Consider the following 12865-nt stretch of genomic DNA (forward strand, 5'->3'; position numbering starts at 1 on the left):
ATCCTTCCCGCGTTGACGCTCCGTCGCGCCAGGGGGCGCGGTTGGAAGCAAGAACATGCTCAGCTCATCGACCTGGCGGCCGTTTCCGCGTTACATGGCGGAGCCGGAACCGGTGGAGGAGATACAGGAGGTCACGCCCTACGAGCATGATCTCATCCTCCGCTATGCGATCGTCGGCATTTTCGTCATCCTGGCCACGGCATCGTTGGCGCTGACCAAGGTCATCGCCATGCCGGTCATGGCGGGCGTCATCTTCGGGCTCGTGCTCGGCCCGCTCGTCGACTGGCTCGTCCGCTACGGCGTGCCGCAGCATGCGGCTTCGGCGCTCGTCGTCCTGCTTTTCATCGGTCTGTTGCTCGGAGCGGTCGCGATCCTGGCGGTTCCGGTCGCTGGCTGGAGCGATCAGGCGCCGGCGATGATGACGGCGCTCCAGACCAAGCTCGCCGGCGTCTTCGCCTTCATGGACGATTTCAAGCGCGGCATCGCCTCGATGACCGGAAAGGGCGCCGAGCTCAGCGTATCCCAGGGAAACCCGCTCTTCGATATCGCCTTGACGTCCTCGACGGCGGCGGGCGGCATGCTGATCTTCGTCGCCACCGTCTATTTCTGGCTGGCGACACGGCGCCATCTCAAGGCCCGTATACTCCGGCTCTGCCTCGGCCGCGGCGCGCGCCGTTCCGCCGGCTCCTTCTTCGAGGAGATCGAGGCGCGGGTGGCGCGCTACTTCGCTCTGGTGACGGTGATCAATCTCGGCATGGGGCTGCTGACCATGACCATTGCCTGGCTCGCAGGGTTGCCCTTTCCGGTTTTCTGGGGTGCGCTCGGTTTCCTGCTCAACTATCTCGCCTTCATCGGGCCGGTCATCGTCGCCGTGCTGCTGCTGGCGGGCGCGCTGCTGGATGCGCCGTCGATCCTCGCCGCGCTCTGGCCGGCTGCGGCCTATTACGTGCTGCATCTCGTCGAGGGCAATGCGGTCACTCCGGTCTTCGTCGGCAACCGGCTGACGATCTCGCCTTTCCTCGTCTTCATCGGCTTCATCTTCTGGCTCTGGCTCTGGGGACCGATCGGCGCCGTGCTCTCGACGCCGATCGTCATCGTCGCCATGGTGGCGCAGGAGGAATTCGCGCGCTATCGGCGCGAGAAGGCGGAGGCTGAAGCCGCGGAAACGCGCGAAGCCAAGCCCGCCTGAGTCGCGCCGCGGAACAGAATCCGCAGCCGGGACGTTGCGACAGCTGCGGGGCATCTGCGCAGAGCCACTTGCAGCGCTGCCGCCGCCCCGGCACCATTCCGCTCACACCACAGGAACCGATCGACATGGTAACCACGACATCCGCGAAACGTCAGGCAGCCGCCGCAGCCAGACGGGCGAAAGCCGAGGTCGAAGCCGGCGCCGAGGACGTTTCGGCCGAGGTTCACCAGGCCGGCGCACGCGCCAAGCGCCAGGCGAGCGCCCTGGAAGACACTCTGACCCGTAGCGCGGAGGAGATCGCGGCGACTGTGACGGATCGCTTGCGCGCTGTCGGCGTCGATACCGACAAGATGGTCGATGTCGCCAAGGAACAGGCCACGGAGTTGCAAAGGCTGATCGAGGATGAAATCCGCGAGCGGCCGCTGCGCGCCCTCGGGCTGGCGGCCGCGGTGGGGCTGTTCGTCGGCTATCTGTCGGCGCGCTGACCATGCTGGGGGGGCTCGGATCCTTCATCGCTTCGGAGATTTCCGGAGCGGTGAAGCGCAACGTCACCGTCTACGGCCTGTTCGGTCTCGCCGCCTTGCTGTCGCTCTGCGCGGCCGGCTACGCGCTGAATGCCCTGCACACGCTGCTGGCGCTTCGCTACGGCGCGATAGCTGCGAGCCTGTGGATCGCGGGAGGCCTGTTCGCGGCGGCTCTGCTGGCCGTCTGCATCGGACTTTTCGTCAAGAGCAGGCGCCGGCCGCCACGCCCGACCGCAGCGGCGGCGCTCGCCGCAGCGCCATTGGCCGCGAAGCTGATCGGCCCGCGACTGAACTGGCGCATTGTGGTCGCTGGAGGTGTCGTCGTGCTCGGCGCCATTCTCGGCCGCCAGATCGTTGCCGGCGGCGACAAGGACAAGGGCGAGGCGTGATCCTCGCGGCTCTGCTCGGCGGCTATCATGGTGGACGGCCTGTGTCATTTTACATAGGGATGTCGGCATGCGTCCTTTAACAAGGCTGGCATGCCTGCCCAAGTGAGACCCCGCAGTCGACTTTCGCTTCCGGCCTTTCCGGCCTTCGGCACGCGGCTTCGCTCGGCGACGACCACGATCATTGCGATCGGGGTGGTTGCCGTGGCGATCGTCGTGGCTGCGTGGATCAACCAGCAGGCGCGCCAGGCGGCCGATTCGGCTGCGCATGCCATCGAGATCCGCGAGCGGGCGGAACGCTTCCTCGGCCGGCTCCGCGATGCCGAGACCGGGCAGCGGGGCTATCTCCTCACAGGGCGGGCGAGCTATCTCGAACCGTTCACGGAGGGCCGGGCGGCGGCCGGGCCCGAGCTCGATATCCTCGCCGCTCTTGTCGATGCTGATCCCATCCAGAAGGCGCAGGTGGCCAAGCTGCGCGACGACATGCGCCTCAAATTCGAGGAGCTCGACCGTACGATCGCGCTCGAGGGGACGGGGCGCCGCGATCAGGCTCTGGCCCTCGTGCGTGACTCCAGCGGTATCGATGCGATGGATCGCCTGCGCGACACCGTGCGGGAGATCCAGCAGACGGAGAACGCCCGCCTGCTGACTCTCTATCGCCGCGAGGAGCGTCGCCGGCTCTGGGCCAGCACGGGTATCGTCATCGCGCTGGCGGGGCTGGCCTTCGCGGCCTGGCAGCAATTGCGCCGGCGCCAGCGCCGCAGCGTGGCGCTGGCGGTCAGCAATGCCGAACTCGAAAGGATCGTCAGCGAACGGACCAGGCAGCTCGAGAACGAACACCTGCGGATCGAGGCGCTGCTGCGCGACGTCAATCATCGTGTCGGCAACAACCTCGCCATGGTCTCGGCGTTGCTCAACGTCCAGAGCCGCCAGACGCGGGAGCCGGCCGTGAAGGCCGCACTGGCCCAGGCACAGTCGCGCATCCAGGCGATTGCTGCCGGCCAAAGGCGGCTGCGCCTCGACATCGAGACGGACGAGATCGACGCGCGCCCCTATATGGAGGATCTGCTCGCCGAGATCGGCAAGGCGGCGGAAGGTCGCCCGATCACAATTGATCTCGATATGGATTCGATCCGCCTGCCGGGGCGGGACGCCGTCTCCTTTGTCGTCATCGTCAACGAGCTCGTCACCAATGCGATAAAGCATGCTTTCCCGGACGGCATGCCCGGGCGTGTCACCATCCGGTTCGCGCGCGCGGACGCCGAGGACGCGCCGGCCCTCACCATGGCGATTGAGGATGATGGCGTCGGCTTGCCCGCCGCAGTCGAGAACAAGGGCTTGGGACAGACGGTGATCGCGAGCCTGCTGCGCAGCATGCGGGCCACCATGACGACCGAGCCGTTGCGCCCGGGGACCGAACGTCCCGGGACGCGTGTGATGCTGACGTTTCCGAAGCGGGAGAATTCACCGGCCTCTGCCTGAGGTCTGGAGCTCGAGCTGCGGCTAGCTTCTCCGATAGAGCCTGGTCAGCGCCTGCTGCGAGAGCATCTTCGAGCGAGGCAGATGCCGGTTCTAGCCCTGCACGGCGCCGTCCCGAGCGCCGATCGCATTCATGACGAAAGAGGCCACTTCTCGGATCGAGAACGGCTTGCGCAGGAAACGGGCGCTGCGCAGGGGCGCGGGAACATCGCTCGGAGCCGATCCCGAGACGAAAGCGAAGGGCGTTCCGGTCTTCTGAAGTGCGCTCGCGACGTCGAAGGTCTTCCCACCGACGACGTCGATGTCGAGCAGCGCGCAGGACAGCTTGCGTGCCGCGGCGCGGCGCGCCTCCGCAACGGATTCGACCACGATCAGCTCAGCCGCGTCGCCGAGCTGCTCCGCCACGGCACTTTCGATGTCCATGGCGATGAACGGGTCATCTTCGACGATCAGAACGCGAATATCAGCCATCGACCGGCTTCTCACTCACTGCAATCCTACGATGTATCGACAACGTCATGGGATTGGCGATGTTCCTGCTTCTAGCCATATATGCGGGAAGAAGCGTCGACTTTGAGTCAATTTTGCCGGGTCAAGGTTAGCAAACGGTAATTTCTTCGACGGTTCGATCAGGTTGGTGAACGCATCCCTAGCTGATCGATGGAGCGCGCCTGTCAGCGGCGCTTGCTGGGAGGGACGAGCGTCAGTTCCAGGGCGGTCACGCCGGTCGCGACGTTGATGCCGCGATGGCCCTGGAAGGGGAGCGGCTGCAGCGTCACTTCGTTTTTCTCCCCGCCGGTCAGCATATGCCCGCCTGTTCCGGCGCCTGTCCCTGACGCGTTGTACTGGCCCGTGAGCGCTCCGAGCGACGCGCGTGCATAGGGGCCGAAGACACGCCACGCCATCGCCGCGCTGCGGATCGACCCGAGGTCGAGGCTGAAGCCGCGCACGACACCGGTATATTGCTGCAGCGGCCCGCGGCGGGGGCGGAAACGGCACTCCATCGGCTTCTGCGAGGTCACGACTGCGGCGGGTGGGCTGCTGAGCGTGCAGGATAGCCGCCCGGTCGGTGGCCCACTCGGCTGGGCCAATGCGGGGCTGGTCAGGCTTGCCAGGCCGGCGAAGGCGGTGAGGGCGAGGCTGGATCGGGAATACCCAGTATTCATCGCATATGCTCCTGGCGGTGGACCGGTCGAAACGCCCCAAGAAACCCACAGTTCCGCCGTAAGGGAACCAAAGCAAGCTTGTTGCGTTGACTCGTTATCTTGGCATGGGAATGTCGATGTCCGTGAGTCGCCTGCGGGGAGAAATCCCAACAATCCACGACCCGGCCCCGGAAGCGGTGCTTCCGCCGTTCTGGGAGCTGGAGGATTTGCTGGCTACGGGGCTCGATTGCGATGAGGCGCTTGCGGTAATGGCCGCGCGGCGCGCGGCTCCCAGGCTCGTCGATGGCGGCGGATTTGATGAATCGCCGGAACGCCAATCCTTCCTGCTGCGGTTCGACGCCGCCGACTAGATTTCCATTTCCTTCATTGGCAGAAGCGCGATGTGTGCGAGCGCCGCGCCTGGATGTCGACGTGAAGGTGGTTGGCGTGGGCGGCGTCAGAGCCGGGCCCCAGCACCGTCATGAAGGCTCCGCAAGCCGATTGGCGCACCGCATCGAGGAAGCGGTTCTGGACAAGGCCCGAGGGCTTCTCCACCAGGATCATCTCCGACTTGCCGCCTTCCGCGAGTTTGAAGGCGAAGATGTCCAGGGCCTGCCCGGTGGCGTGCTCGCTGATCGGGCCGGCTGAAGCTCGATTGCGCCGCCGGCATTCCTGCCCTCCGCCGACCCGCATCCCGGTCAGACTGCTCGCGAAATACCCCCGCGCCAGAGGCTGAACGCTCGTGTCGAGCCAATCGGCGATGGCCGATGCCATCGCACAGCTGACCAGCGGCGCCGGTTCGAAGCTGACCGTCTGTCCCGATGCGCTGCCGGGGAGTGCGAGGCTGTGGAGCCGAACCGGATCGTCCACGCGGCAGGCAGGGTCGGCCTTGGAAACCTCCGAAACGGCAGGCTCCACCCGATTTCCGGGAATGGAGGCCAATCTGGACAGGCAAGCCTGAGCTTGCCCGCTTGTCGTCGGAGGCAGGGATTGCGAGGGCGAGGGCTGCGGGGAATTGGCTTCTTCCGGAGGAGCTGGCGCGCGCGGAGGAAGCTCCGCGGGCCGGGGTGGCGGCAATCTCTGCGCGGGCAGCGGCTGGGTGCCAGGCGCAGCGGTCTCCGCCCGAACTGACGCGGGGACGAGGCAGACGGCTGCCAGGAAAGCGATTCGTGCGGCGACGGAGCCCAGGTGACGCGCCGTATTCAGCTGTCGAGAGCGGCGGCGCCGGCAACAGCCAGGCTCGTCGATGCGGCCAGTACCAGAGACAGAATCTCTCCGCTCCAGGCTCCCGGAGCCACGGCTCCGGAAAACAGCGCTGCAGCGATCGACGTCGCTGCGATTGCTGCCGACGAGCAGATCACCGCCATCGTCCACGCCCTCCCGCACCGGAAACAAAACCGACATTGGCTTGCGAACGCGCGGCGGCGCCGCCTGTTCCAAGGATCGCAACAAAAAAAGCCCGCGAAACCGCGGGCTTTGGAGCAGCGCAAGAAAGCCGGATTCAGGCAGCCTTGCGACCTGCTCGCCGATCGAAGAACAGCGCCTGGCTGATCGCGGCCTTCACCGCCTCCGGCTGGAACGGCTTGGTGATCAGGAAGGCGGGCTCCGGGCGATCACCGGTGAGCAGCCGTTCTGGGTAGGCCGTGATGAAGATCACGGGCACGTCGATCGACATCAGGATCTCGTTGACGGCATCAAGGCCGGAGCTGCCATCGGCCAGCTGGATATCGGCCAGCACCAGACCCGGGCGCTTCTTGGCGACGAGGGCGATCGCCTCGCGCTGCGTGCGTGCTACGCCGGTGACGCTGTGGCCGAGTTCCTCGACCATCGTCTCGATGTCGAGCGCGATGATCGGCTCGTCCTCGATGATCAGCACGTCGGTCGCGACCTGCTCGGCGATCTCCTGGCCGGCGGTCTGGACCAGCGCGGCCGCCTCGGCCGTGCCGACGCGCATGATCGTCGCGACCTCCTCGATCGAGAAGCCTTCGACGGTTCGCAGCAGGAAGGCTTGCCGCGGCCGTGGCGTCAGCGCTTCGAGATTGCGTTCGGCCGGAGCCCGGGAGAGTTCGACGACGGGCTCGCCGGTATCGACACTGGCCGAGGACCACAGCTTCAGGAAGGATTGATAGAGGCCGACGCGCGGGTCGATCCCCTGGGGAAAGTCGGAAGGATCCGCAACGAGCGCTTCCAGCATCGCCACGACATAGGCGTCGCCGCTGGCCTGGGTGCCGCTGAGAGCGCGCGCGAACCGGCGCAGGTAAGGAAGATGAGGCGCAATTTCTTTTGCGATAGACATGAACGCGTCCCTTTTATCGTGCCGAAATAATGGCTTAGGATCGGCCTCTGACAAGCGATTTATTTTTTGCGGAACGCGGAACATTCTGGAAACGAGCCTGTTATTAGGGCGCATTGGTGTCGCCACCGCCATTGGGCTCTGGTTTCGCCGGCCGAGAAACGAAGTACGGGACTTGCTGGAAAAGCAGGCCCGGTTGTGGCGCGAGGGCCGAAATGAGCAATCTGGATACAGCGATGTCCGAACCCGACGAAGGTGACAATGACGACTTCGAGCTGGTTCTGGATCCCAAGGTGCAGGAATCCATCGGTCGGTCGCTGAAGGCCCACTACGACGACATCGTGAACGCACCTGTCCCGGACAAATTCCTCGTGCTGCTTGCGCAGCTGGAAGCTACCGAACAGCGCGCAGCCGGAGCGTCGTCCGATGAGTGCAAGTGATTCCAATCAGGCTTCCTGCGCCGCGAACGAGTTCAAGGAAGGCCTGATCCGCGAAATCCCGAATTTGCGCGCCTTCGCGGCTTCGTTGTCGGGCTCGATGCAGCTGGCGGACGATCTCGTCCAGGACACGCTTCTCAAGGCGTGGGGCAATTCCGACAAGTTCGAGCCGGGCACGAGCCTCCGCGCCTGGTTGTTCACGATCCTGCGCAACACATACTACTCGCTCTACCGCAAGCGCGGGCGCGAGGTGCAGGACAGCGAAGGCATCTATGCCGAGCGCATGGCCACCTATGGCAATCAGGAGAGCCACCTCGACCTCGCCGATTTCCGCAAGGCGCTGGCCAAGCTTCCGGAGGAGCAGCGCGAAGTCCTGATCATGGTTGGGGCGACAGGTCTGTCCTATGAGGAGGCGGCCGGCATCTGCGGTGTGGCGATCGGCACGATCAAGAGCCGGGTCAACCGCGCGCGGACGAAGCTCGCCGAGCTGCTCTCCATCGGTAGCGTCGACGATCTCGGGCCGGACCGCACCAGCGCGGCCGCGATGCAAAGGGTCGGTTCCGAACCCGTCGGCTCCTGATGCGTTTGGCGCGATTCAGCACGGTTAGAGGGCGTCTCCTGGCCCTGCTGATCGCTATCGCGGTGCCGGTGGGATGCGCCACGGCCTTCGCTGCCTATGCCACTTATCAGGCTGCAACCGCGACGATCGAGGCAGCGCAGGTGCGCGCGGTGGAAGATTTCGCCGTGCGCACCCGCGTTTGGTTCCGCGGGGCGTCGCGCGCGCTGCTCGCCTTCGGAACGGTGGCAAACGATCCGCGGGTCGCTCCCGAGGCTTGCGAAGAGGCGGGTCTGGAGGCGATGCGGCGGGCGAGCGGTTTCCGCGCCTTCTTCCTGCGCAGCGCAAACGGGCGCATCTGCGCGGGATCTCTCGATGCCCATCTTTCGAAGGAGACGCTGGACAATGTCGCCCGGCAGCTCGCGGGGCTTCCTTCCGTGGCGAACTGGAACGGGGCCGATCTCGGGAGGATCCGCTATGACCAGGTCACGCTCGAGGGCCAGCGCTACCTCGCTATCGTGATGGCCGATGCCCAGGCCGCGAACGGGCAGCTGCAGCAGGCCCTCCTTCTGACCACCCCGGAACTGCTCGAAAACGCCTTCGACCTTGGCGATGGCCGCTCGGACATGGATATCGCGCTGATCGGCCGGGGCAGCAGCGTTGTCGCCAGCCGGGGTGACGATCCCGTATTGACGTGGCTGCCGCAGCAGGATCGCGTTCCGGCCGGTCGCGAGCGCTGGACGGCGCCCAGCCGCGGCGGGCAGGATCGTCTCTACGCCGCCCGGATGGTCGCTGAGCCGGACTTCTACGTCATCGCCAGTTTCGACGATGGGCCAGCCCAAGCCGCGCGCATGCAGTTCTTCGTTCTCCTCCTGGCGCCGTTGATCACGCTTGCCCTGCTTTGCATCGTCTACCTGCGTGCGATCGACAAGCATTGCGCCCGCTGGCTGCGCGGCATCGAAGCGGCGGCCCGTGCGCGGGCCTCGTCCGGGCGGACGAGGGCTGCGATTGCGGATGACATGCCGAGCGATATCCGCAGCGTGGCCGAAGCCTTCAATGCCATGGTCGATGAGCAGGAGGTGCGCCAGCGCCGCCTGCAGACCGCGCTGGACGACAACCGCTTCCTCGTGCGTGAGCTGCATCATCGGGTGAAGAACAGCCTGCAGGTCGTCCAGAGTTATATCGGTCTGAGCAAGCGCGATTACCGCAACGAGGCCCGGTTGGCTCTCGCCGACGCCGAATGTCGCGTCCATGTCCTTTCGGCCGCTTATCGCTTCACGCTGGCTGACGGAGAGATGCAGCCGGTCCGCGTCGATCTCTTCCTCGACGACGTCGTCACCATGATCTCGAATCTGATCCGCAGCCGCGACCAATGGGTCGCGAGTCGGATCGATACGGCGGCGACGCTCTCTGTGGATCGCATCATTCCGCTTGGATTTCTGGTCGCGGATGTCGCCTCGCGCGCGCTGCGCGCCACGCCGGGCGTGCGGATCACGGTCAGTGTCGTCGATATCGACGACACCACGATCGAGGTCGGGCTCGACGCGGATCGCGAGATCAGCCACGGCGCGCCGCCCCGCATCTTTGCCGGCCTGCTCGCCCAGATCGAGGCCGTACAAACGGCCGAACCGCAGGGTCGCTCGCTCGGCCGCTGGCGTGTCAGGCACGCATCCTGAACGCGAGATCAGGGCTCGCGGACCGGTTCTATCGATACGCCGACGCTCAGTCCCAGGAAGGAGCCGGCCGGGCCGATGAAGCTGCCGGCGATGGGGGAGGCGTCCTCCGGCACGCGTGCAACCGCGACACGCAGGAGCTGGCGGTCGGCGACGAGATCATTGGTCGGGTCGAACTCGACCCAGCCATCGCCGGGAATGAAGACGTCCGCCCAGGCATGGGTCAATCCGACGGCGGTCAGCAAGGCGTCTTCCGGGCTTCTGTCATGGATGTAGCCTGTGACGAAGCGTGCAGCGAAACCCATGCGCCGCGCGAGCTCAATGAACAGCCAGGCATAGTCGCGGCAGGTGCCGCCGCCGCTCTCCAGCGTGTCGACGGGGTGCTGCGTGCCCTCGTCGAACCGGACGGTGTAGGTCAGCGCGCCATGGAGCGCATGGGCGAGATCGCGCAGGAGGTGGCCGGAACCCTGGCCGATCCGGGCCCTGAAATCCGCGAGCCAGCGATCGAGCTTCTTGTCGGGGTCGGCGCAGGCGAGCGCGAGAAACGGCTGGAGCACCGATCGCTCGTTCTCGCTGTAGACCACGCCCGTCAGCGCGGCGCCGGGCCCCATCTCGGTGCGCGGGACGGCGGGGCCGAAGCGCTGGAGCATCAGGACGCTCACGATATCGAGCGTATCCGCCTCGGCCTCGAAATTCGCGATGGCGACGGGATTGCCGTAGGCGTCATGCATCCAGTTCAGGCTGGCCGCGGGCGAGATCGAGAGAGCGGTGTCGACGACACGCAGGTCGAAGCTGTCGCGTGGCCGGAGCATCAGCCGATGCGGCCCGAAGGCGACGGGCTGGGCGTAGCGATAGGTGGTTGCGTGCCGGATGCGCAGCAGCATGGCTTGTGTCCGCAAGACTGAAAAAAATAAGCCGCCAGAGGCGGCTTTGAAGTGCGACGCGAGGATGCGCCGCGCGTGTAACGCGAGAAATCGCGTCAGGTTCCGTCAGAAGTCCTAGCGCACGACATGCGTGACAGGCCCACCAGCCAGAGCCTGCTGCGAGGGCGAGGCGATCGCACGCTTCGCAGTGCTCTGAGCACGATCCGCACGATCCACGGCCGCAAAGCGCAGATCCGCTGCCGGGTCACGCTCGCCCCTGGCTTGCGCGACGCTCGTCGAGCTCTGGTCGGTCGGGACTTGCAACTGCGCTCCGATGGTCAGGCCCGTGACGGCTGCCCCCATGAAGCCGAAGAAGAACAGGGCGCGAACAGCGGGGGCAAGGCTGGCTTTAAGCATATCCGTCTCCCAACGCTCTCGACCAGAAACGGTCGGTTTCGACAGGAAAACGCAACGGAATGCTTGTTGGTTCCTTTGGTGCCGGCGGGGAACGCGCCAACGCTCTTGCGAGTTGGTCGAATGCCGAGGCCTTTCGCATCGGTTTCGGGGGATCGATCGGCTCATGAACATCATCAGCAAGCAGGTACGATTGGGAACGCCCTGCCTCGCCTGCCCGTTGCGGCTCAAGCCCGCTTTCAAGGACAAGACCGACGACGAGATCCGCTTCATCCAGGCGATGAAGGTCGACCATCGCAGCTTTCCGGCCGGCGCCGACATCATCCACCCCGGCCAGGAGGATGCGGAACTCTACACGCTCTATTCGGGCTGGGCCTTCCGCTACAAGTCCCTGCCGGACGGGCGCCGCCAGATTCTCAATTTCCTGCTGCCCGGTGATCTCGTCGGCCTGCAGGCCTCGCTGCTCAGCGCCGCCGAGCATGGCATCGAGGCGCTCACCGATGTCGAGCTCTGCGTCTTCCCGCGCAAGCGGATCTGGGATCTGTTCGTCAAGATGCCGGCGCTGGCCTATGAACTGGCCTGGCTCGGCTCGCGCGAGGAATCCCTGATCGACGACAATCTGACCTCGGTCGGTCAGCGCAGCGCTGGCGAGCGCATCGCCGCGCTGGTGATCTCGCTCTACCATCGCGCCGACACGCTGGGCCTCGTCAGCAGCGGCAGCTTCGCCTTTCCGCTCACGCAGCAGCAGCTTGCCGACGCGCTGGGCCTGTCGCTGGTCCACACCAGCAAGACCTGGTCGCGTCTGCGCAAGGCTGGGCTGTTCTCACTCTCGGGCGGGCGGCTGACGCTGCTCAACCCGCGCCTGACGGCACATATGGCCTCGATATACGAGCAGGCATCACCTCCGAGACCATTGATCTGACGGCTTTTTGCCTGAGCCGCGGAAAAGAACTTGGCGGGCGGCCGCTCTTGACCCCATATGCCGCGCAGGTAACGTTCAGCTGCGTCAGACGCGTCGTCTTTGCGGCGATCAAGGGGTGCCATGTCTTCGACGATCCGTCATCGTCCGCGCGCAACGTCGCTTGCCGCTCGCCTCGGGCAATCCCGCGTGGCGTCACGGATCGAGGGCGAGGTGCGGGTGACGGCGGCCGACCTTGTCGACAGCGTCGCGGAAGCCAAGCTCAAGGTGGCTGCCGTCCGCTACAAGGTCGAAAGCGAAGTTCGCAACACCGCCGAGAAGTTCAGGAGTCGCGTCAGCGAAGCCAAGGCGAAGCTCGGCGACGAGGCCCGCTTCATCAAGTCCTGGATCGACGACCCGCTGCGCACCGGCTCGGTGACGCCGTCGAGCCCGGCGCTCGCGCGCCGGATGGCCTCCTTTGTCGATCCCGAGCAGCCCGGCCCGGTCATCGAGATCGGCCCCGGCACCGGCCCGGTCACCGAAGCGCTGATCGAGCGTGGCATCGACGAGAGCCGCCTGATCCTCGTGGAATACAGCCCGGAGTTCTGCGAACTCCTGCGCCGGCGCTTTCCGCGCGCGACGGTGGTGCAGGGCGATGCGTATGCGTTGTCCAAGACGCTCGCCGGCCATCTGCACGAGAAGGCGATCGCGCTGGTCTCCAGCCTGCCCCTGTTCAACCGGCCGCCGGCCACCCGCACGGCGTTGGCGCGCGAGGCGTTCCCGCTGCTGGTCGAGGGCGCGCCCTTCATCCAGTTCACCTATTCGGTGATCTCGCCGATCCCGCGGAAAGGTTCCGGCCTCAAGGCCTTCGTTTCTGACTGGGTGCTGCGGAACATCCCGCCGGCGCGGGTCTGGGTCTACCGCCAGATTCGGTGACGATCTGAGCTTTCCGCAGCCCTGCGTTGCATGCACTGCGTGATTCTCGCGGCTTTTCTCACCTAATCGTAA

At 65.8% G+C, this 12865-nt stretch carries 17 protein-coding genes; 10 read left to right on the forward strand and 7 right to left on the reverse strand.

All coding sequences use genetic code 11. The annotated features are described in order from the left end of the window. Window positions 1-55 precede the first annotated feature (55 nt). The 4 genes from AB4Z10_RS15095 (at window position 56) to AB4Z10_RS15110 (ending at window position 3581) form a co-directional block, all read left to right on the forward strand. The gene (locus tag AB4Z10_RS15095; protein ID WP_441471203.1) at window positions 56-1189 is read left to right on the forward strand and encodes an AI-2E family transporter; all 1134 of its coding nucleotides are present in this window, start codon (window positions 56-58) and stop codon (window positions 1187-1189) included. Window positions 1190-1314: 125 nt separating this feature from the next. Next, a complete protein-coding gene (locus tag AB4Z10_RS15100) occupies window positions 1315-1674 on the forward strand; it encodes a glycine zipper domain-containing protein (protein ID WP_441471204.1) in 360 nt (119 codons plus the stop codon). A gap of 2 nt (window positions 1675-1676) precedes the next feature. After that, on the forward strand, window positions 1677-2102 hold the full coding sequence (locus AB4Z10_RS15105) for a hypothetical protein (protein WP_441471205.1): 426 nt from the start codon (window positions 1677-1679) through the stop codon (window positions 2100-2102). Window positions 2103-2192: 90 nt separating this feature from the next. After that, window positions 2193-3581, forward strand: coding sequence for a sensor histidine kinase (locus tag AB4Z10_RS15110; protein ID WP_441471206.1), 1389 nt, complete (start codon window positions 2193-2195; stop codon window positions 3579-3581). Window positions 3582-3671: 90 nt separating this feature from the next. Here AB4Z10_RS15110 and AB4Z10_RS15115 read toward each other — a convergent pair whose 3' ends face one another. Both AB4Z10_RS15115 and AB4Z10_RS15120 read right to left on the reverse strand, forming a co-directional pair. Next, window positions 3672-4049 carry a response regulator gene (locus AB4Z10_RS15115; RefSeq protein WP_441471207.1) on the reverse strand — a complete coding sequence of 126 codons (378 nt, stop codon included), beginning with the start codon at window positions 4047-4049 and terminating at the stop codon, window positions 3672-3674. 203 nt (window positions 4050-4252) lie between these two features. Continuing rightward, window positions 4253-4744, reverse strand: coding sequence for a DUF992 domain-containing protein (locus tag AB4Z10_RS15120; RefSeq protein ID WP_441471208.1), 492 nt, complete (start codon window positions 4742-4744; stop codon window positions 4253-4255). A 110-nt stretch (window positions 4745-4854) separates the two neighbouring features. On the opposite strand from AB4Z10_RS15120, the gene AB4Z10_RS15125 reads away from it, so the two are divergent. After that, window positions 4855-5094, forward strand: a complete 240-nt coding sequence (locus tag AB4Z10_RS15125) for a hypothetical protein (RefSeq protein ID WP_441471209.1) — start codon at window positions 4855-4857, stop codon at window positions 5092-5094. Window positions 5095-5107: 13 nt separating this feature from the next. On the opposite strand, the gene AB4Z10_RS15130 is transcribed toward AB4Z10_RS15125, so the two are convergent. The 3 genes from AB4Z10_RS15130 to AB4Z10_RS15140 form a co-directional block, all read right to left on the reverse strand. Beyond that, window positions 5108-5800 carry an extensin-like domain-containing protein gene (locus AB4Z10_RS15130; protein ID WP_441471348.1) on the reverse strand — a complete coding sequence of 231 codons (693 nt, stop codon included), beginning with the start codon at window positions 5798-5800 and terminating at the stop codon, window positions 5108-5110. Window positions 5801-5925: 125 nt separating this feature from the next. After that, window positions 5926-6090, reverse strand: coding sequence for a hypothetical protein (locus AB4Z10_RS15135; protein ID WP_441471351.1), 165 nt, complete (start codon window positions 6088-6090; stop codon window positions 5926-5928). Window positions 6091-6224: 134 nt separating this feature from the next. Continuing rightward, complete coding sequence (locus AB4Z10_RS15140; protein ID WP_441471210.1) at window positions 6225-7019, reverse strand: response regulator; 795 nt, start codon at window positions 7017-7019, stop codon at window positions 6225-6227. 233 nt (window positions 7020-7252) lie between these two features. Here AB4Z10_RS15140 and AB4Z10_RS15145 point away from each other — a divergent pair, with 233 nt between their 5' ends. Genes AB4Z10_RS15145 through AB4Z10_RS15155 form a run of 3 tightly spaced genes read left to right on the forward strand, consistent with a single transcriptional unit; the run spans window position 7253 to window position 9685 of the window. Then, complete coding sequence (locus tag AB4Z10_RS15145; RefSeq protein WP_441471211.1) at window positions 7253-7456, forward strand: NepR family anti-sigma factor; 204 nt, start codon at window positions 7253-7255, stop codon at window positions 7454-7456. After that, window positions 7443-8033 (forward strand): sigma-70 family RNA polymerase sigma factor, encoded by a 591-nt coding sequence (locus AB4Z10_RS15150; protein ID WP_441471212.1) that lies wholly within the window; start codon window positions 7443-7445, stop codon window positions 8031-8033. The genes AB4Z10_RS15145 and AB4Z10_RS15150 overlap by 14 nt, the downstream gene beginning before the upstream one ends. Further along, window positions 8033-9685, forward strand: a complete 1653-nt coding sequence (locus AB4Z10_RS15155; protein ID WP_441471213.1) for a histidine kinase dimerization/phosphoacceptor domain -containing protein — start codon at window positions 8033-8035, stop codon at window positions 9683-9685. Before AB4Z10_RS15150 ends, AB4Z10_RS15155 begins: the two co-directional genes overlap by 1 nt. Window positions 9686-9693: 8 nt before the next feature. On the opposite strand, the gene AB4Z10_RS15160 is transcribed toward AB4Z10_RS15155, so the two are convergent. Beyond that, on the reverse strand, window positions 9694-10566 hold the full coding sequence (locus AB4Z10_RS15160) for a transglutaminase family protein (protein ID WP_441471214.1): 873 nt from the start codon (window positions 10564-10566) through the stop codon (window positions 9694-9696). Between the two features lie 114 nt (window positions 10567-10680). Beyond that, a complete protein-coding gene (locus AB4Z10_RS15165) occupies window positions 10681-10962 on the reverse strand; it encodes a hypothetical protein (RefSeq protein WP_441471215.1) in 282 nt (93 codons plus the stop codon). A gap of 163 nt (window positions 10963-11125) precedes the next feature. Here AB4Z10_RS15165 and AB4Z10_RS15170 point away from each other — a divergent pair, with 163 nt between their 5' ends. Both AB4Z10_RS15170 and AB4Z10_RS15175 read left to right on the forward strand, forming a co-directional pair. After that, window positions 11126-11881 (forward strand): Crp/Fnr family transcriptional regulator, encoded by a 756-nt coding sequence (locus tag AB4Z10_RS15170; protein WP_441471216.1) that lies wholly within the window; start codon window positions 11126-11128, stop codon window positions 11879-11881. Window positions 11882-12067: 186 nt separating this feature from the next. After that, a complete protein-coding gene (locus tag AB4Z10_RS15175) occupies window positions 12068-12793 on the forward strand; it encodes a class I SAM-dependent methyltransferase (protein ID WP_441471217.1) in 726 nt (241 codons plus the stop codon). Window positions 12794-12865 lie beyond the last annotated feature (72 nt).

Origin of the sequence: Allobosea sp. RAF48 (genome assembly GCF_052114025.1) — a bacterium.
GTDB lineage: Bacteria > Pseudomonadota > Alphaproteobacteria > Rhizobiales > Beijerinckiaceae > Allobosea.

What these genes read in the sequence shown, in the direction of transcription:
- AB4Z10_RS15140 (WP_441471210.1), bottom strand. Translation starts at nt 7,019, where the DNA reads ATGTCTATCGCAAAAGAAATTGCGCCTCATCTTCCTTACCTGCGCCGG.
- AB4Z10_RS15115 (WP_441471207.1), bottom strand. Translation starts at nt 4,049, where the DNA reads ATGGCTGATATTCGCGTTCTGATCGTCGAAGATGACCCGTTCATCGCC.
- AB4Z10_RS15100 (WP_441471204.1), top strand. Translation starts at nt 1,315, where the DNA reads ATGGTAACCACGACATCCGCGAAACGTCAGGCAGCCGCCGCAGCCAGA.
- AB4Z10_RS15125 (WP_441471209.1), top strand. Translation starts at nt 4,855, where the DNA reads ATGTCGATGTCCGTGAGTCGCCTGCGGGGAGAAATCCCAACAATCCAC.
- AB4Z10_RS15155 (WP_441471213.1), top strand. Translation starts at nt 8,033, where the DNA reads ATGCGTTTGGCGCGATTCAGCACGGTTAGAGGGCGTCTCCTGGCCCTG.
- AB4Z10_RS15150 (WP_441471212.1), top strand. Translation starts at nt 7,443, where the DNA reads ATGAGTGCAAGTGATTCCAATCAGGCTTCCTGCGCCGCGAACGAGTTC.
- AB4Z10_RS15170 (WP_441471216.1), top strand. Translation starts at nt 11,126, where the DNA reads ATGAACATCATCAGCAAGCAGGTACGATTGGGAACGCCCTGCCTCGCC.
- AB4Z10_RS15110 (WP_441471206.1), top strand. Translation starts at nt 2,193, where the DNA reads ATGCCTGCCCAAGTGAGACCCCGCAGTCGACTTTCGCTTCCGGCCTTT.
- AB4Z10_RS15145 (WP_441471211.1), top strand. Translation starts at nt 7,253, where the DNA reads ATGTCCGAACCCGACGAAGGTGACAATGACGACTTCGAGCTGGTTCTG.
- AB4Z10_RS15120 (WP_441471208.1), bottom strand. Translation starts at nt 4,744, where the DNA reads ATGAATACTGGGTATTCCCGATCCAGCCTCGCCCTCACCGCCTTCGCC.
- AB4Z10_RS15105 (WP_441471205.1), top strand. Translation starts at nt 1,677, where the DNA reads ATGCTGGGGGGGCTCGGATCCTTCATCGCTTCGGAGATTTCCGGAGCG.
- AB4Z10_RS15160 (WP_441471214.1), bottom strand. Translation starts at nt 10,566, where the DNA reads ATGCTGCTGCGCATCCGGCACGCAACCACCTATCGCTACGCCCAGCCC.
- AB4Z10_RS15095 (WP_441471203.1), top strand. Translation starts at nt 56, where the DNA reads ATGCTCAGCTCATCGACCTGGCGGCCGTTTCCGCGTTACATGGCGGAG.
- AB4Z10_RS15135 (WP_441471351.1), bottom strand. Translation starts at nt 6,090, where the DNA reads ATGGCGGTGATCTGCTCGTCGGCAGCAATCGCAGCGACGTCGATCGCT.
- AB4Z10_RS15165 (WP_441471215.1), bottom strand. Translation starts at nt 10,962, where the DNA reads ATGCTTAAAGCCAGCCTTGCCCCCGCTGTTCGCGCCCTGTTCTTCTTC.